This is a genomic window from Desulfurococcus sp. (assembly GCA_026626905.1).
GTDB lineage: Archaea > Thermoproteota > Thermoprotei_A > Sulfolobales > Desulfurococcaceae > Desulfurococcus.
Genome location: JAPNUX010000004.1, coordinates 103,108 through 121,204, shown reverse-complemented (window position 1 = coordinate 121,204; position 18,097 = coordinate 103,108). Strand labels below are relative to the sequence as shown.

Below are 18,097 nucleotides of genomic sequence, written 5' to 3'. Positions count from 1 at the left end.
CCCGTCAACTCGATTGTTAAGTAGACATTCACCATTAGATTACATAACTGGAGTAAATAAGGATTAAGTGATTAGCCTAGTAAAATAGTTAAATACTCGGTTAGTGAAGAATGAGAAGCCTTTCTGTGATTGCTTGGATTATCCTCCTCCAAGGAGGAGGCTGGGTCCCGGGATGTGAGACTAATATACGTTAATGCTAAGACTTACATGGATGCTAGTAGGCCTGTGTAAGCTGAATCACGCATTAGCAGCTACTCTAAGGGTAAAGCAGCCTGCACGGTTTTTAAGAGCCCGTTGGGATTTCGCCTACAGCTCTCACTTGGAGTCCTTGATAGCTTTTAGCAGTAGGTAGATGCTGGGATCGCTTACACCCGTGATCTTTTCTAGGAGGCTGGGCTCAGCTACGATAACTTCTCCACTAGTGGAGAGCTGGTCTATGAGTTTACGTGGCAGCAGGCTAATAGCCTCGTTGAATGCTAGCTCCTTGAACTTTACACAGTACGCTGTGTCGCCGGTGAAGTGGCGGGGGAACAAGGTATCCTGGTGAGTGTACCTGCATAGGTAGGCTGCTAGCCTACTCGGCGTGCAGGATCCCCCCTTTCACCTTCTTCGAGACTAGGCCTTTCACTAAAGCTATAGCGTGGATCACGGCTTCAGGTCTTACAGGGCATCCCGGCACATAGTATATTGCATCTACTACCACGCCCATCTCATCTAGTATGCTCTTTAAGCCTCTCACTCCACCTATTGTAGCATAACTGTCATGCCATATTCCTCCTCCTACTCCACATGACCCTAGAGCAATGATTACTCTCGGGCGAGGGGTAGCCTTAATCGCGTTGACTACTTTGGGTAGGGTTTCAAGGGTGACAGGTCCTGTTAGAAGTATTGCATCTGCGTGTCTCGGTGATGCTACTAGTTTAACGCCTAGTCTCTCGGCGTCGTGGAATGGTGTTAACGCGTCGATCACCTCTATGTCGCATGCATTACATCCACCTGTATTCAAGTGGAATACCCATATGCTCTTCTTGAATTCCTTATTCAACGCCGCCCACCCTCCTAGATAAAGCCTTAGTGAACAAGCTTCTCCTGCATTCAGGGCACTTGTCAGCGTACTCTTCGGCTACGGGAGCCTTCTCCAGGATGTACTTAACTACTCTTACAGTAGCATAAGTGCTACCGCAGGTATCACACTGTTTTCTCGAGTGCACGATGTGAACGTAGAGGTCGGCTATGTCATCTGTTGTTAGCTCGAACTCTCTTGTACCCTTGATTGCTTTCACAGGGCATACATCAATACACCTCCAGCAGAATATACACCTCCCAATGAAGTACCTTAATATGAGTTTTCCTCCATCCTCGATTACCTGTAGAGCGTTCGGCGGGCAGGCGTTAACGCATGCCCCGCAGCCAATGCACTTGGAGGGATCTATCTCCACTCTACCCCTGAATTCCGGTGTTATGAGAGGCTCCTCGAATGGATATCTTCTCGTAGAATACCCGGCTTTAGGAGTTGAAGCGGCTAGCTGGCTGAGCTTGAATAACCTGGTCACGACTGGGTCACCTTGAAGCTTAGCTTCTCGACACCTCCGCTTCTTCTTACTACGATGACTCTATCAGTACACGAGAAACAGGGGTCTATGCTTGCTATTGTGAGGGGGACGTCTGCAAGCAATTCTCCTGCGAGCATTATCTTTAACGCTGGTATATTACTGTATGTTGGAGCCCTCACTCTCCACCTATAGGGGCGTCCTCTACCAGTCACCACGTAGTGTACGTCTCCCCCTCTAGGGGCTTCGACAACCTGTACTCCCACTCTCCCCTCAGGTATCTCATACTTCTCGAGGATTACCGGGCCTCCTGGAAGCATGTCCAGTAGTTGGTCTACTATGGATATTGACTCTAAGACTTCATCTACTCTCACGAGGACTCTAGCCATGTTATCGCCTTCAGTGTAGACTGGTACCTTGAAGGAGGTGTGCTTGTATGCTGCGTAGGGTAGATCCCTTCTTGCATCCCTGTTTACTCCTGAAGCTCTTGCCACAGGCCCTTCAACCCCTAGTTTCACAGCCCACTCTCTCGGCAGAACACCGGTTCCCGTCAACCTTCTCTTGATCTGCGGCATGCTCAGCGCTGCCTCAACAGTTCTCTGGAACTCCCCGCTTAGCTCTCTGAGGGTTTCAGTAACCTTCCTCTTCTTCTCCTCACTTATATCTTTTCTCACGCCTCCAATCATGTTTACACCGTACGTCTTCCTGCTTCCAGTTAGCATTTCAGCGAGAACCATGATCTTCTCTCTAATACGCCACATGTGCATGAATCCAGCATCGTATCCAAGCGTATGGAATAATACTCCAAGCCACAGGAGGTGGCTGTGGAGTCTTTCAATCTCTAGTATAATACTCCTAATGAACTGGGCTCTCTCGGGTACTTCGAGGCCTGCAGCCTTCTCGACTGCTAGAGCATAGCATGTACTATGCTCGAAGCCGCATATACCGCAGATTCTCTCAGCGAGGAAGTTCACCTGCTGGTAGGTCATCCTCGACTCTCCCAGCTTCTCTATCCCTCTATGAACGTGGAAGCCCCTGTACTTCACGTCGACTACTCTTTCTTCATCTACGTATACCTCGAAGTACTCCGGCTCGTGGAGGGCTGGGTGGTATGGGCCTATGGGTACAGGGATTCCTTCTATCGTGCTTTGCTCTCCAATACCTCCCGGCGTGATCACTATACTCGGCTTCTGATCGTACCGGTAGTCCTTTCTCAACGGGTAGACGCCTTCAGGCCAGTTTGAGGGTAGCACGAGCCTGCTCTTCTCCCTCCCCTCGAATGTGAAGCCTAGTAGATCAGCGGCTTCCATCTCGCACCAGTCTGCTGCAGGTATCTCACTGGCTATGCTGGGGGCTACTGGATTCCTGCCTTCAAGGAAGGTTTTAACTAGAATGTAGTATCCATGCGCGTCGTCCGTGAATATGTGTGTTAGCGAGAAGAACCCGTTTAATGGCCTTTCATCTACTCCAACACAGGTTCGATAAGTTAACCCGTACTCACTGAAGAGTTTTAATGCAGCTTTAACGAGGCTCTCTCTCGGGATTAAAATGTGTATTGTATCTCCTTTAATAGTGTAGCTTCCACCTAGCTCTCCCGCGAGCCGTGTATACCTGTCTAGGATGCTGTCTCCAATCACTATGTAGCCACCATCTCGATTACTGCTAGTAGAATTAAGGGTAGATATATCTTGGGGAGAAGTCTTAGAGTTAAGTCGACTCTGCTTCTCCCGGAGAACACGGATGTAGTGGAGTAGAGAACCCAGAATGCAAGCGTGGAAGCGTAGCCTGCTAGTAGCCTCACAGCACCTGGTGCTTGGAGGCTGAGGAGGACTATGGCTGCCGGCAGCATTGATGCAATATACCTCTTCAAGTATATGGAGTATAATTGCAAGGCTAGTACTCTACCACTAAGCTCTACGAGTACTCCTGAAGCTAGCTCGACTTCGGCTTCACTTACATCAAACGGGGTTCTACCAGATGAAACATAGGCTGCTATAGCTACGAGGGCTAGTATGGAGATTACCGCCAGCCAGTGCCCTCTGCTTGGATTCAGTAGCTCATAGTAGTAGAGTACTAGCCCTGTGATCAATGCTGTCTCGTTTACTGCGGCGAGCGCAGCCTCCCTTCTCCCCCCTATCTGAGAGTACGGGTTAGGTGTTAGGAATGATGCTGACACGCTGGCGGCTTGAATAGCAGCTATTAAGGCTACAGCTACAGGAATTAATACTTCTACGTACAAGCCTGCAAGCACTAGATTGAGGAGTACTGTGACAGCCAGCTCTAGTACTATAGTGGTGGATGTAGCGTATAACACGAGGTGGCGGCAGGGGAATTCAACTGTCTCCTTTGAGAGAAGCTTCCTTAAATCCAGTAGAGTCTGGTGTACTGGCGGGCCGATCCTGCCCTGTAGGCGGGCTTTAATTTTCCTCTCAACTCCATCGTAGAGTACTGGAAGGAGTAGCGCGGTGAGCACTGAGGATAGTATTATCAGCGGGAGAGCAGGATTCACTTAGACCACCCCTGCACGCGTAGCTATCCCTATATCCTCCATCACCTAGCACCTGCCAGCCAGCACTCACCCCTCCAGGCTTGAAGCCCTTGTCTTCTGAGAACTAGTGTAGCGTATAATGGGAGTGTCAGGGATTCAAGCGCGATCAATACTACTGCTAGCTGGAGGGGCATGCATGGTGAAGCTACAGCTATGTAGAGTAGCGGTAGGATTAGCGTGGCTGAGGCTAGATAGTATTCTGAAGCCAGCTCTTCTCTCGTTACAACTGCAGGAGGCTTCAGCATCCTCCTGTACCCCCCGGTGTAGCATGCAATGAATCTAGCACTGTAGAGTATTGATAGAGCTGAGGAAGCAGCAAGCACTACCCCGGCTGCCGTGAACGCTGGCCCCTGTGCTGGCGCCAGCATTACTACTGCTACGAGTGGTGTAAGCTTCATTGGGAAGCCGTATGAAGGCGGGATCCCAGCGAGATTCAAGAATACTGTGAGAGCAGGTGCGAGGAGGATGGGGCATGAGCCGCCGAGGTAGCCTAGCTTGTAGACGTCTAGGGTGCCGGCTAGCCTGCCTACTAGAGCGGTATTCATGAATGCATGGGCTTTCACGAGTCCATGGTAGACTACGTAGAAGTATAGTGTGAGCTCGAGGAGCCCTCCTCCATGGAGCATTGTAAGCGAGTAGAGCACGCCTATTACTCCAGTATGGCTGAGTGTGCTGTAAGCTAGAACCTCTCTTATATTCCTTTGGAGAGCAGCCTTTAAACCCCCGTAGAGCGCTGTAGCCGCACTCTGCACTAGGATAACGTAGTAGAGGATACCACTCAGCTCGAATACCGATGAAGCTAGGAGGAGGCTGAAAACCCCTGTCTTCACTACCAGGCTGCTCAGGACTGCTGACGCGTGCTCAGGGATCTCTTCGTCTACTATGGGTAGCCATGCATGGAAGGGCGCGAGCCCTAGTCTAGCAGTAAAGCCGGCTAGTAGTGCTACTGCTGCCAGCTGGGGCGTGGAGACTTGGCTGAGCTCCGAGAAACCTGTTGTCAGGGATCCCTCAACCCCTATGCACGTCCATGCTGAGATTAATGCTATGATTGAAGGCGTCATGTTGAGCACAGCGTAGAGTAAGGCTGCTGCGCGTGCCCTGCTTCCTCCACTAATAGTAGCAATGATTGCCAGCGTGTCTAGGAGGAGTAATCCTACTGTAAGCTCGCCTAGAGTTCTAGCATTAAATACTAAGAGGGTGGATGACAGCATGGTGTTGAAGAGCAGCTGCTTGCGGAGGGCTTGGATTCCTGCAGCCTTATAGTATCCTTCAGAGTGTAGTGTCACAGCTACAGCAACCATGGATGCAAGCGCCACGAAAAATACCTGGAATCCCAGTGCACCACTACTATTCAAGAATACATCGATGAGGGGTGTGAGAAACCCTGTTACTCTTAGAATTCTACCTAGCGTGGCGCCTCTGCCTGCCGGCAGCGAGCCGGTTAGCGTGAGGAGGAATGTGAGTCCCGTGAGGGCTACGTGAATGATGTTCAATTATCTGACACCACGCTGCTCTCCACGCCGGCTTGACAGCTACCCAGGGGTTTACAGGGTAAGCTGGGGGAGCCTTCTACACTGGGTGGAGGGTTCTGGTGGAGGCTGCACGGGTTCAACGGGTTCACCTGAAGGCTTCGAATCTAGCTCCAGCTATTACTTCAGCTGTTCTCTCCTTGATTCTATCGAAGACTAAGGCTTTCTCACCGTACACTATTGCTCCAGCAGGACATATAGAGCTGCACGCTGGCTCTAACCCTGCTTTCCTTAGAGCTGAGCATAGATCGCACTTCACGGCTACTTTAAGCGTGTCGTCTAGCTCGGGGATGCCGAAGGGGCAGGCGTAGAGGCAGGCCATGCAGCCTATACACTTGCTTGCTTCAATGTAGACTGCGCCGTCTCTGTCTCTACTCATGGCTTTCGTCGGGCAGACGTCTATGCAGGGGGCTTTCGCGCAGTGCATGCATGAAACCGGGATCTCGAGGCCGATGCTCGTCCTGTACACCTTAATGTTCGAGCGCCCATCGTGGAGGAAGTCGCATACAGCCTCGCATGCCCCGCAGCCGATGCATGCTCCGAGGTCTATGACTCTTAAGTACCTACCTGGGTTCGAGATAGCGGGTCACCTCTCTACGGCTATAGCCTTCTTCACCTGGGTTAAGTTGTGCATGAAGCGGGCTGCGTAGAGCCCGCTCTTGATTGCAGGCCCTATCTTCGAGGGCCCTGTGACCACGTCTCCAGCAGCAAATATCTTCGGGTTTCCTGTCCGCATCATCTCATCCACGATTATTCTTCCATCTTTATCCAGCTTGACTCCCAGCTTGTTCATGTAGTCTACTGCCTGCTGGAGGGGTGGTGTAGGTGATTCACCTGTCGCGAAGACTACTACGTCTGCTTCAATAGTGAACTCGCTTCCAGGCACTGGTATGGGCTTGGGGCGCCCTGTTTCATCAGGGGGGCCTAGCTGCATTCTCTGGAGTTTAACAGCTTTCACGGAGTCTTTCTCCACGATGACTTCGATGGGTGAGGCGAGCTCTATGATCTCAGCTCCCATTCTCCTAATTCTCTCCATCTCGTATACTCCAGCCGGGGCTTCTCTCAGGGTTCTCCTGTAAGCCACGTAGACCTCCGCCTTACTTCTCAAGGCCCATTCTGCTGCATCTATAGCACTGTATCCTCCACCCACCACTAGGACTCTCCTGCCGGCTTCAGGCTTATGGTTGATTAACCCCAGCTCGTACAGCTTGAATTTATGCACGTATGAGAGCGCGCTTTCAACACCTCTGGCACTGGACCCCGGGATCCTGGGGATCTTGGAGAGCCATGTGCCAGTTGAGATCAAGACGAGGTCGTAGTTGTCTACTATCTCCTCTAAGCCTACTGTTCTCTCAGCGAACTCGTCGCCTTCATCCCGCCTGGGCTCGCTGCCTGAGTAGACTTTCACCTTAGTAATGAACTTGACGCCGAGTCTCTCCTCGAGATCCTTGATTCCTCCGAGGACTCTCTCCACGGGTATCCTCCAGGGGGGTATAGCGTGCACTATTAGTCCTCCCGGCACGGGTAGCTTATCGTAGACGTCGATACTGTACCCGTTGCAGGCTAGGTATCCTGCTGCGGAGAGCCCTGCTGGCCCAGCGCCTACTACTGCTACTCTTAAACCGTTCTCCCGCGGCTTCTCCCTGCAGTGGAAGCCGAAGTTCATGTAGTCTGCGATAATTGCCACCTCGATATCTATATCTAATGCGCGATCCATCCTATGCACACCTATTATTGCTTTTTACTATCAGCATATGGTTAAACTATACTGCTATATACAGTATATACAGGTCTCCTTTATATATCTTTACGTCATTTAAATCTCCTTACTCATCTACCTGTGCGGGGTGGTGGCGTCTGCCTGTTAGAGTAGTGTTTACAGACGTGGATGGAACGCTAACAGTTGACAGGGGTAGCTACTTGATCTCGCTTGAGGCAGTAGATGCTCTCCGCAGGGTGGCTGAGAGAGGGGTTCTAGTATCACTAGTCTCTAGTAATGCTCTCCCAGTAGTAGTCGGGTTGTCCAGGTATATGGGTTTAAATGGACCTGTGATCGCGGAGTCTGGTGCTCTAGTCTACTATGATGAGTGGGGTTTAGTGGAGCTTGCAGATAAGTCGGCTCGCTACGTGTACCATGATATCCTGGAGAGGTTTAGTGAGTTCGTCGAGGACTCCTGGCAGAATAGGTTTAGGCTCTATGATTTCGCGTTGAGGATTCGAGGTGAGCACAGGGGTAGGGCGGCTGTGCTGGCTGAGGAGTTGAAGGAGTACGTGGAGTTTAATTTCAGCGGGTTCACGGTAGACTACAGCGGCTACGCTCTCCACGTTCACTCTAAGAGTGTTAGTAAGGGTGTTGCAGTCGACTATGTTCTCAGGAGGCTCGGGGTTAGCAGTGAGGAGGCTCTCGGGGTGGGCGATAGCGTTATGGATTTAGATTTTATTAAGCGCCTCGGGTTTAAAGCTGCTGTCGGAGGCTCTGATAGAGAACTCGTTGAAGCATGCAATATACGGGCAGCTTCACCGGGTGGGAGGGGGCTTGTAGAAATCCTGAGGAAGGTTTTCGAGGAGTGGTTTTAATGGTTCACCCAGCTCTCCTAGGAGTTAAACTAGTTCTCTTCGACCTTGATGGTACTCTCGTGGATAGCGAGGACTTCATAGTGTGGAGTTTCACGGAGGCTGGAAGGCTTACAGGGATTCAAGTAGACCCTGAGCTAGTCAGGGAGATGATAGGTTATCCTCTTGAATCCCTCGTGAGAGTAATCCTCGGTGGTGTAAGCGAGGAGAAGCTTAGAGAGTTTACTGAGGTTAGGAGGAGGCTTGTGAGCGAGAACTGGTTTAAACGCGTGAGGGTTTACCCTGATGTCCCCCCTGTCTTAGAGTATCTTTCCTCCAACGGCTTCACGCTTGGTGTTGCATCCTCGAGCGTGAGGGAGAGACTAGAGCTCTTCCTAGAGTACTTTGGTTTAACTAGGTTCTTCAAGACTATATCAGGTGTTGAGCCGGGTGTTAGAGGGAAGCCTGAGCCTGATGTACTCTTAAGGGCTTTGAAGGCTACTGGAGTTGACTCTAGTGAAGCCGTGTACATTGGTGATAGAATCGTTGACTGTATTGCAGCAAAGCGTGCTAGAGTTAGATCTGTACTCGTGGATAGAGGATGGCTGAAGAATAAGGGTGAGTGTACTCCCGACTACACTATACCCTCACTCCTCGCCCTCATAAACAATTAATACTCCCCTAGGAGGTCACATGTCACAGCCCGCGGCGCACCCGGCGGCGGCATCACTTGGACGCCGGGCGTAGCCCGGTGAGTGATAAGCTGGTCTCCCGCCGCGGGTACACTACTAGGCGTGAACGTTCAAGAAGCCATAAAGTATATAAACCCTTAACATTACAACTAGAATACAGACGCTTACCAGCTCAACAATGGGGATCCAAGCCAGCCGAGGGGCACTTACCCCTCGAGAGCTTGGATCCGACGGGAGGCAGCCCCTCTAAGCCACGCCGGAAACCCTGACCCCACCCAAGCGGCCGCAACTCCGGTTGATCCTGCCGGTCCCGACCGCTATCGGGGTGGGGCTAAGCCATGGAAGTCGAACGCCCCGCCGCTGCGGGGCGTGGCGGACGGCTGAGTAACACGTGGCTAACCTACCCTCGGGAGGGGGATAACACCGGGAAACTGGTGCTAATCCCCCATAGGGGAGGAGGCCTGGAAGGGTTCCTCCCTGAAAGGGGGTAGCAGGGGTTTAACGCTGCTACCCCGCCCGAGGATGGGGCTGCGGCCCATCAGGTAGTTGGCGGGGTAACGGCCCGCCAAGCCGATAACGGGTAGGGGCCGTGAGAGCGGGAGCCCCCAGATGGGCACTGAGACAAGGGCCCAGGCCCTACGGGGCGCACCAGGCGCGAAACCTCCGCAATGCGGGAAACCGTGACGGGGTCACCCCGAGTGCCCCCTTACGGGGGCTTTTCCCCGCTGTAAGAAGGCGGGGGAATAAGCGGGGGGCAAGACTGGTGTCAGCCGCCGCGGTAATACCAGCCCCGCGAGATCAGGGGCTCCGCCTCACAGCGGACCCCGACGCGAATGGTCGGGATGATTATTGGGCCTAAAGCGCCCGTAGCCGGCCTGGTAAGTCCCCTCCTAAATCCCCAGGCTCAACCTGGGGGTTGGAGGGGATACTGCCAGGCTAGGGGGTGGGAGAGGCCGAGGGTACTCCCGGGGTAGGGGCGAAATCCTATAATCCCGGGAGGACCACCAGTGGCGAAGGCGCTCGGCTGGAACACGCCCGACGGTGAGGGGCGAAAGCCGGGGGAGCGAACCGGATTAGATACCCGGGTAGTCCCGGCTGTAAACGATGCGGGCTAGGTGTTGGGTGGGCTTAGAGCCCACCCAGTGCCGCAGGGAAGCCGTTAAGCCCGCCGCCTGGGGAGTACGGCCGCAAGGCTGAAACTCAAAGGAATTGGCGGGGGAGCACCACAAGGGGTGGAGCCTGCGGTTTAATTGGAGTCAACGCCGGGAATCTCACCGGGGGAGACAGCAGGATGACGGCCAGGTTAAAGGCCTTGCCTGACGCGCTGAGAGGAGGTGCATGGCCGTCGCCAGCTCGTGTCGTGAGATGTCCGGTTAAGTCCGGAAACGAGCGAGACCCCCACCCCTAATTGCTACCCGGGGCTACGGCTCCGGGGCACATTAGGGGGACTGCCGCCGTTCAAGGCGGAGGAAGGAGGGGGCCACGGCAGGTCAGCATGCCCCGAATCCCCCGGGCTACACGCGGGCTACAATGGCGGGGACAGCGGGATCCGACCCCGAAAGGGGGAGGTAATCCCTCAAACCCCGCCGTAGTTGGGATCGAGGGCTGCAACTCGCCCTCGTGAACGCGGAATCCCTAGTAACCGCGCGTCAACATCGCGCGGTGAATACGTCCCTGCTCCTTGCACACACCGCCCGTCGCTCCACCCGAGGGGAGGGAGAGTGAGGCCTGGCCCCTCGGGCTGGGTCGAACTCTCCCTCCCTGAGGGGGGAGAAGTCGTAACAAGGTAGCCGTACCGGAAGGTGCGGCTGGATCACCTCCTGAACCCCGCCGAAGGGTGGGGTCAGGGCTGGAAGCAGGCTTTAGAGGGGCTGCCTCCCTTGTAGATGCAACACGGGTCTAACACCCGTGTGAAGGCGTGAACCCCCTGGTTGAACCAGGGGTTATGAGCGCTGCAGGACGCCTGGACGCAGGGGTACTAATCGAGTCCCAGGGAACCCTGCCTCTCGCCCCCACGGGCGCGGCGCAGACGCCGCCTGGTGGATGGCTCGGCTCGGGCGCCGAGGAAGGCCGTGGCAAGCTGCGATAAGCCCGGGGTAGGCGCAGGCAGCCGTTGAACCCGGGATCGCCGAATGGGACTTCCTGCCGCGGGCTTCAAGCCTGCGGCGCCCGGGAAACCCGTAAGGGGAGTACCGGGCGGGAACCCCCCGAACGGAAACATCTTAGTAGGGGGAGGAGAAGAAACCAAAATGGGATCCCCTGAGTAGGGGCGACCGAAAGGGGGACAGCCCAGACCAAACCTCCACGGGATGACCGTGGAGGGATGTGGGGTTAAAGGCTCCACGGCTGGGGTTCGACCCCAGCAGGCCGACCCGCTGTAGCCGAAGTGGCCTGGAACGGCCCGCCGTAGAGGGTGACAGCCCCGTAGGCTAAACGGTGGGGGCCTGCGCCGTGGAGCAGAGTACCACGGCTTGGTTTTGCCGTGGGAAGTTGGGGGTCACCGACCTCCAAGGCTAAATACGTCCCGAGACCGATAGCGAACTAAGTACCGTGAGGGAAAGCTGAAAAGCACCCCGCAAGGGGGGTGAAAAGAGCCTGAAACCAGGCGGCTACATACGGCGCGGCCCTAAAGGAGTGAAGCCCGCTGAAGGAAACCGGGGCAACCCGGGAGTACGAGGCGGGTGGACCAGGGTCGCGCCGTCCGTCTTGAAACACGGGCCGGGGAGTCCACGGCAGTGGCGAGCTTAAGGGGGTGGATCCCCGTAGGCGCAGGGAAACCGACAAGCCCGCAGCCGCCGTGAGGCGGTGAGGGGCGGGGTCCCAAAGGGCCTGGAGTCACTGCCGTGGGACCAGAAACCGGGCGATCTAGGCGGGGGCAGGGTGAAGCCGGGGGAAACCCCGGTGGAGGCCCGAAAGGGTTCTGACGTGCAATTCGTTCCCATGACCCCCGTCTAGGGGCGAAAGACCAATCTAGCCCGGTGATAGCTGGTTCCCGCCGAAGTGGGTCTCAGCCCAGCCCCGCCGGAGGCAGGCTACGGGGTAGAGCTACGGATCGGGGATGCGGAGGCCGAAAGGCCTCGGTCCCCGGTCCAACTCCGAACCCGTAGCCGCCGTAGAAGGCGGGAGTGGGGCTTCCCGGGGTAAGCCTGGGAGCCGAGAGGGGAACAACCCAGACCGGGGTTAAGGCCCCAAAGTGCCGGCTAAGTGCCAAGCCAAAGGGCGTCCCGCGGCTTAGACAGCGGGGAGGTGGGCCTAACAGCAGCCATCCTCTAAGGAGTGCGTAACAGCTCACCCGCCGAGCCGCGGGGCCCCGAAGATTGGTCGGGGCTTAAGCCGGCCGCCGAGACCCCGGGGCACGGCTCCGCTGGAGCCGTGATCCGGTAGGCGGGCGCCGGGTCGGGGCAGAAGCCGGGCCGTGAGGTCCGGTGGACCCGATCCGGGTGAAGATCCCGGCGGCAGTAACAGCGAAGAGGGGTGGGAATCCCCTCCGCCGGAAAGGGCAAGGGTTCCTCGGCAACGGTCGTCGGCCGAGGGTTAGCCGGTCCTAACCCGGCCCGTAACACGGAGCCGGGGAAAGGGAAACGGGTTAATACTCCCGTGCCGCGGGGGTAGGTGCGGCAACGCAAGCCCCGTCTCCGACGCCTCTGGATAGGCGGACTGGGGGCGCCTGAATAGGCGCGACCCAGCTAACCGGTGAAGGCCCTGGAGTACCGTCACGGTGAGAAGGGGCTGAAGCCGGGAATGGGGTCCCGTTAGGGGCCTTCCGCCGACTCCAGGGGCCCTTGAAAAGGGGACGGGGAGCGATCCTCCGCGACCGTACCGAGAACCGACACAGGTGCCCCTGGGTGAGAAGCCCCAGGCGTCTGGGGGTTAACCCAGGCCAGGGAACTCGGCAAATTGGCCCCGTAACTTCGGGAGAAGGGGTGCCTGCGGTTCTGGGGTAAACCCCTGGGACCGCAGGTCGCAGTGCCTAGGGGGACCTGACTGTTTAATAAAAACATAGGTCCCCGCAAGCCCGAAAGGGTGTGAACGGGGGCTGAATCCTGGCCACTGGCGGTCCGTGAAACCGGGGTTCAACCCGGCGAAGCGCCGCTGAAGGCCGGGAGTAACTCTGACTCTCTTAAGGTAGCCAAATGCCTTGCCGGGTAAGTTCCGGCGCGCATGAATGGATCAACGAGGTCCCCACTGTCCTGGCCTGGGGCCCCGTGAATACACGGAGCCGGTGCACAGGCCGGCAACCCCCCGCAGGGCGATAAGTCCCCGTGGAGCTTTACCGCAGCCTGGCGCTGGCGTCTGGGTCGTGATGCGTAGCGTAGGTGGGAGCCTGTGAAGCTACGCCTCCGGGCGTAGTGGAGGCGTCAATGAAACACCACCCATCGCGGCCTGGACGCCTTACTCCCGGGTAGCCGGGAGGACAACGCCAGGTGGGCGGTTCGGCTGGGGCGGCACGCCCACGAAAAGATAACATGGGCGCCCAAAGGTCGGCTCAGGCGGGTCAGAGCTCCGCCGTAGAGTGCAAGGGCAAAAGCCGGCCTGACCGGACCCTTGAACACAAGGGGTCCGGCCGGGAAACCGCGGCCTAGCGAACGCTCGTGCCCTCCTCGGTGGGGGCCGGGCATGACAGAAAAGTTACCCCGGGGATAACAGAGTCGTCGCGGGCGAGAGCTCCCATCGACCCCGCGGTTTGCTACATCGATGTCGGCTCTTCCCATCCTGGGGGTGCAGCAGCCCCCAAGGGTGGGGCTGCCCGCCCATTAAAGGGGAACGTGAGCTGGGTTTAGACCGTCGTGAGACAGGTCGGACTCTACCCGCGGGGGGTGCGGGCCGCCTGAGGGGAAGCTGCCCTCAGTACGAGAGGAACGGGGCGGCGCGGCCTCTGGTTTACCGGTTGTCCTGGCGGGCAACGCCGGGCAGCCACGCCGTAAGGGGTAACCGCTGAAAGCATCTAAGCGGGAACCCCTCCCCGAAAAGAGGCGGCCTGCCGCTACGGGTTCCCCCGTGGCGGCGCGGGCTCCCGTAGAAGACGGGGTTGATGGAGCGGGGGTGTAAGCCCCAAGGGGTTAACCCGAGGGGTTCAGCCCGCCGCTCCCAAGAGCCCGAACGCCGCGCTCACCCAGGGGGTGCTGCATGGCAGGGTTCTCTGGGCTCGGGTACAGGCTCTGCGTCTAGGCGTCCTGCAGCGCCTGTAACTTCTTGTATTTAACTAGAAGTGATCAGAGAGACTGAAAAGTGGTATTCATGGGTTTCACCAGCTACTTATCCATGATGAGGCCGTTGAACTCACTTATGAGTGGTATTGGAGTAGTATTCACCGCCTTAATGTTCGCTGGGTATAGTGCTGAATCTATTGGCGCTGCGAGGATCATAGTAGGCTTTGCAACAGGGTTCACGGTTACCGCGGCATCAATGATAGTCAACGATGTAGTGGACGTTGAGGTTGACAGGGTTAACAAGCCGTGGAAGCCGCTGCCAAGCGGGAAGGCTTCACCGAAGACAGCTGTCTTCCTATCAATCCTCCTTCTCGCGGCAGCACTATCCCTGAACACTCTTCTAGGCTCTATCTTCACGCTGACTACACTAGTCTACTCGCTGCTAGGTGTAGGCTACAGCTTCCTTAGAAGATACTGGTGGAGTCAGCTGCTTGTACCAGCATCGGTTACAGGGCCTATAGCATACGGCTACATAGCTGCTGGAGCTCCTAGAGGAGACTTCTACACTGCTGTAGGCTTAGCCTCCACAATATACATTGTAACCTTTGGGAGAGAAGTCTTAAAAGCCATCCAGGATTTAGAGGGTGATAGAACCCGCGGGTACACCACGATCCCAATGAGATTCGGAGTCAAGGAGTCCTCGAAGCTAATGGCTGCAGCCAGCGTAGCAGGGCCTGCAGCCGGGGTAGCTACAGGCATCTTAAACGGCTCGGGGCTCATCTACACTGCACTGATATCACTGGCTGGAGCCCTCTACGCTTACAGCATGATTAAAGCCACTCGGTCACTAAGCAGTAAAGCAGTCCTGGAGAAGGCTAGAAGAGAAACCCTTCTCGAAATGCTCCTAGGGCTAGTAGCCTTCTGGCTGTTTAAAGCCTAGCCGGAGGAGTACGGTTAGATGCTTCAATAAGTAGTAGTGCTTGGCGGCTAGATGAATTATCCTTTTAGAGAGATAGCTGTTCGCATCGAATACTAGACTAACTCCCCTACAGAACAGTGAGAGAGGAAAACTAAACCCTCTCTCTACTCAGACAAGCCTTAAACCTTCAAATACAGGGGGTCCTCTCCGAGCAGCCTCCACCGAGTAGCAGCTGGAGGAGTGAGCTACCTGGGGCTGCGTGAAGAGGAGCATGGCTACCCTAGAGAGTGTAGGGCTGATGGTAAACCAAAGCCGGTGAACTCCAAGGCAGGTTCATCAAAACCAATATAGGCTAACCCTTACCATTGCATCACTATCTGCATGCAGTGTATGCAGTATATTTTTGTTGAGGGCTTAAACAGTATACTAGTAGAGGTGTAGGCGTTGAGATGGATGTGGCTTCTACTAAACGCTCTGATAGCTCTCTTGCTAGCAGTAAGCCTCCTCGCAGGCAGTATTGAAGCATGGATAGCCTGGAGCCTCCTTGGAGAAGAATACGCTTACATCGCGGGAGGCATCCTCCTCTACTACCTCGTCGACCCGCTTACAGGCCTCTACGCTATACTAGCTGTGGTATCCTCAGGCTCCTTAAACCTCGCGTTAAAGTACAGCATTAACTCTCCGAGACCCCCTAACCCGGTGATCCCGGAGAACTCGCCTGGATTCCCGAGCGGTCACTCCCAGGTTACATCAGCATTCTGGGCTACTCTCTCACTAATACAGGGCAACCCCTACCTCACGTCAGCTTCAATACTACTCGTAGCCGGCGTATCAATCTCGAGACTACAGCTTAGAGCACACTACCCAGTAGATGTTATCGGTGGAGTAGTACTCGGCACGCTAGTAGCCGTTCTTATAACAGCAGCTAGAAGCAGGCTTAAAACGCTAACAGCAGCTACAGGCCTACTGGGAATAGCACTCTCAGCTCTAACCCTAGTATTAAATCCTGGCAACAAGACAGCTCTAGGAGTCGCCGGGGTAAGTATAGCTATAGCATCATCTACTTTCTTCATAGAGGAATCCATTGAAGCCGTGAGAAAGGCGGGCTTTAAGCAGAGGCTGCTAGTGCTTTCAGCTGTAGCAGCGGTAACAGCCATCCTCTACAAGGTGGCAGGCGGGCAGGAGGCTGTGAGAGTAGTAGCCTATGCTCTCATAGGTTTAGTAGTACTCGGGGCGCCAGTAGCATACAATAGGATTACAGGCATCATGAGAGGTAAGCGTGGAGTGGGGCCGCGGGGATTTGAACCCCGGGCCACGGGGGCCCAAGCCCCGCATCCTAGTCCAGGCTAGACGACGGCCCCTCAACATTGAAAGCTATTAGGTATGCAAGGATTTTAATTCTTTTAAATCCTGGGGCTCGGGAAGATCCCTGGTGCAGCCTCCTTATATCTCGCAATACTCTTAGTATCAAGCGGGTTTAATCCTCTGAGCCTTGCCAGCTTACTGCTAGCCAGCCCTAGAACTAGGCTACCATACATGATCTTGTCTAGTAGGCTGCCGCCTTGAAGCGTAAGCCTGTAGAAGACGCTCTCAGCATCCTCGTACACGGTATGCATGAAGTCTACTAGTCTAGCTCCAACTCTATCCTCCGGGTCAACGATCTCCAGCACCTTGAATGATATGCCTGACGGCGCCTCGTATCCAACTATATCGTTATGCATCCACTCGGGTGCAACATCTACTTTAACAGGTATCTTACTATTCTCGTTGAACTCGTTTTTCCCTCTAACAGCAAGAGATTCAAGTGGACTGTGAGTTGCTATAACTAGGAGTCCCGGCGCCCTGTAAGCCCACTCAGCTATCTCCGCTGCGAGATCCTCACTGCTACTTAGAGTGCTCTTAAGGAAGATAAGGGTCTCCTCGACGCTCCTCCTATCAACTACTGTCAGCCCGCTGGAGTCCAGTAAACCAAGAACCTTGAATAGCATTGATGGTAGTGAAGCCCTGGGGGCTAAACCGCCAGGTAGCTTCACGTAGAGGAGTCCACGCTTCAACGCGATCTCCCTAAGCCTACCCCCGCTTGAAGCCACCACGACCTCCCCAGCTCTCTCAAGAGCCTCTTCTACAGCTAGAATAGTCTCCAGCGTGTTGCCACTATAGCTTACAGCTACCACGAGAGTATCCGAGTCAACGTAGCTGGGGATTCTATGCGATTTCACGGATACTGTAACCGGGCCTCCAAGTACAGTGGAGAGAGTTGAGATTACATCACCGACTACGCCGCTACCACCCATCCCAAGCACAACAACCTTATCGAAGCCTCCTCTAGTCTTATAGACCCCCCACTCGCTTAAAGCCTCCTCGATCTGGTTAACCCAACCCCTGTACATTTCCTCCATTCAAGGTCACCTTGCATGCTGAATCATGAAGATTTAAAGCTAAAAATCCTTCTATGCGTACAGGCTGTGATAGCTTAAAGCATGGTAGCCGGAGATGAGGCTCGCCGAGGTTCTCCTAAAAGGCTACAATGCTGTTGTAAGCGGCTACTTCAATATCAAGATCAGACTACTCGCCGAGATCCTGTCAACTCTAGGATCCCGGGGGAACACTATGCTATTAGACCCCTACAAGCTCCTTGAGAAAAGCGGTCTTCAAGTACCTTTAAGAGAGTACAGTACCGCACACCCCGGGGAATGCGACCTTCTAATAGTCTTCGAGCCCAGCGGGGAAATAAATCTCCTGGAGCTTGCAGAAGAGTGCAGCAGTATACTCGTCTTCACAACACCCGGCTCGAGTGTAAGGATACCTGGATTCTTCAATAGGATAACTATTAGCAGGGCTAGCAGCGGTGTATTCATTGCTAGAATACGCGGGCAGCGTAGGGTAGTAAGGCTACGCCTAGATGAGGATAGAGTCCACGTGGTCGAAAAGCCTGAGGGAGTCTACGCGCGTGCACTAGAAGTGATCGCAGGGATGCTAAGTGAACACGGCGAGATACTAGTAGGAGATGCCGTGAGAGCTGTATCACACGAGCTAGGGGTAAACCGCAGAGAGGCCCGGCTGATAATCTACAAGCTAGTGGAGGAAGGCTACTTGAGGATTAAGCATGGGAGGGTGGAGGCAGTTAAGTGAAACCACTGAAGCATCAAACCCCTA

At 55.1% G+C, this 18,097-nt stretch carries 14 protein-coding genes, 1 tRNA gene and 2 rRNA genes; 6 read left to right on the top strand and 11 right to left on the bottom strand.

Translation table 11 applies throughout. The features are described from left to right. Positions 1–315: 315 nt before the first annotated feature. The 8 genes from OWQ48_04470 to OWQ48_04435 all read right to left on the bottom strand — a co-directional run bounded on the left by OWQ48_04470 (position 316) and on the right by OWQ48_04435 (position 7,344). Positions 316–534 carry a hypothetical protein gene (locus tag OWQ48_04470; protein MCY0868466.1) on the bottom strand — a complete coding sequence of 73 codons (219 nt, stop codon included), beginning with the start codon at positions 532–534 and terminating at the stop codon, positions 316–318. Positions 535–574: 40 nt separating this feature from the next. After that, positions 575–1,045 (bottom strand): NADH:ubiquinone oxidoreductase, encoded by a 471-nt coding sequence (locus OWQ48_04465; GenBank protein MCY0868465.1) that lies wholly within the window; start codon positions 1,043–1,045, stop codon positions 575–577. Continuing rightward, positions 1,038–1,553 carry a 4Fe-4S binding protein gene (locus tag OWQ48_04460; protein ID MCY0868464.1) on the bottom strand — a complete coding sequence of 172 codons (516 nt, stop codon included), beginning with the start codon at positions 1,551–1,553 and terminating at the stop codon, positions 1,038–1,040. Before OWQ48_04460 ends, OWQ48_04465 begins: the two co-directional genes overlap by 8 nt. Further along, entirely contained in the window at positions 1,550–3,187 is a 1,638-nt protein-coding gene (locus OWQ48_04455; GenBank protein MCY0868463.1) for an NADH-quinone oxidoreductase subunit C, read from the bottom strand. The genes OWQ48_04460 and OWQ48_04455 overlap by 4 nt, the downstream gene beginning before the upstream one ends. Then, positions 3,187–4,059, bottom strand: coding sequence for an NADH-quinone oxidoreductase subunit H (locus OWQ48_04450; GenBank protein ID MCY0868462.1), 873 nt, complete (start codon positions 4,057–4,059; stop codon positions 3,187–3,189). The genes OWQ48_04455 and OWQ48_04450 overlap by 1 nt, the downstream gene beginning before the upstream one ends. Before the next feature lie 41 nt (positions 4,060–4,100). Next, positions 4,101–5,591 carry a proton-conducting transporter membrane subunit gene (locus OWQ48_04445; protein MCY0868461.1) on the bottom strand — a complete coding sequence of 497 codons (1,491 nt, stop codon included), beginning with the start codon at positions 5,589–5,591 and terminating at the stop codon, positions 4,101–4,103. Between the two features lie 124 nt (positions 5,592–5,715). Continuing rightward, the gene (locus OWQ48_04440) at positions 5,716–6,207 is read right to left on the bottom strand and encodes a 4Fe-4S binding protein (protein MCY0868460.1); all 492 of its coding nucleotides are present in this window, start codon (positions 6,205–6,207) and stop codon (positions 5,716–5,718) included. Between the two features lie 6 nt (positions 6,208–6,213). Further along, the gene (locus tag OWQ48_04435; protein MCY0868459.1) at positions 6,214–7,344 is read right to left on the bottom strand and encodes an FAD-dependent oxidoreductase; all 1,131 of its coding nucleotides are present in this window, start codon (positions 7,342–7,344) and stop codon (positions 6,214–6,216) included. Between the two features lie 155 nt (positions 7,345–7,499). Here OWQ48_04435 and OWQ48_04430 point away from each other — a divergent pair, with 155 nt between their 5' ends. The 5 genes from OWQ48_04430 to OWQ48_04410 all read left to right on the top strand — a co-directional run bounded on the left by OWQ48_04430 (position 7,500) and on the right by OWQ48_04410 (position 14,962). Next, positions 7,500–8,204, top strand: coding sequence for a phosphoglycolate phosphatase (locus OWQ48_04430; GenBank protein ID MCY0868458.1), 705 nt, complete (start codon positions 7,500–7,502; stop codon positions 8,202–8,204). After that, positions 8,204–8,854: an HAD family hydrolase gene (locus OWQ48_04425; protein MCY0868457.1), complete on the top strand. Its 651-nt coding sequence runs from the start codon at positions 8,204–8,206 to the stop codon at positions 8,852–8,854. The genes OWQ48_04430 and OWQ48_04425 overlap by 1 nt, the downstream gene beginning before the upstream one ends. Positions 8,855–9,160: 306 nt before the next feature. Then, positions 9,161–10,694: ribosomal RNA gene (locus tag OWQ48_04420) — 16S ribosomal RNA — on the top strand. A 193-nt stretch (positions 10,695–10,887) separates the two neighbouring features. Beyond that, positions 10,888–13,984: ribosomal RNA gene (locus OWQ48_04415) — 23S ribosomal RNA — on the top strand. Together the 16S and 23S rRNA genes form the textbook arrangement of a ribosomal RNA operon. 126 nt (positions 13,985–14,110) lie before the next feature. Further along, a complete protein-coding gene (locus OWQ48_04410) occupies positions 14,111–14,962 on the top strand; it encodes a UbiA family prenyltransferase (protein ID MCY0868456.1) in 852 nt (283 codons plus the stop codon). An 839-nt stretch (positions 14,963–15,801) separates the two neighbouring features. Here OWQ48_04410 and OWQ48_04405 read toward each other — a convergent pair. The 3 genes from OWQ48_04405 to OWQ48_04395 all read right to left on the bottom strand — a co-directional run bounded on the left by OWQ48_04405 (position 15,802) and on the right by OWQ48_04395 (position 17,340). Beyond that, a complete protein-coding gene (locus OWQ48_04405; protein ID MCY0868455.1) occupies positions 15,802–16,098 on the bottom strand; it encodes a hypothetical protein in 297 nt (98 codons plus the stop codon). A 128-nt stretch (positions 16,099–16,226) separates the two neighbouring features. Further along, positions 16,227–16,302, bottom strand: a tRNA-Pro gene (locus OWQ48_04400). 42 nt (positions 16,303–16,344) lie between these two features. Beyond that, complete coding sequence (locus OWQ48_04395) at positions 16,345–17,340, bottom strand: bifunctional phosphoglucose/phosphomannose isomerase (GenBank protein MCY0868454.1); 996 nt, start codon at positions 17,338–17,340, stop codon at positions 16,345–16,347. A 94-nt stretch (positions 17,341–17,434) separates the two neighbouring features. Here OWQ48_04395 and OWQ48_04390 point away from each other — a divergent pair, with 94 nt between their 5' ends. Then, a complete protein-coding gene (locus tag OWQ48_04390) occupies positions 17,435–18,073 on the top strand; it encodes a hypothetical protein (protein MCY0868453.1) in 639 nt (212 codons plus the stop codon). Positions 18,074–18,097 lie beyond the last annotated feature (24 nt).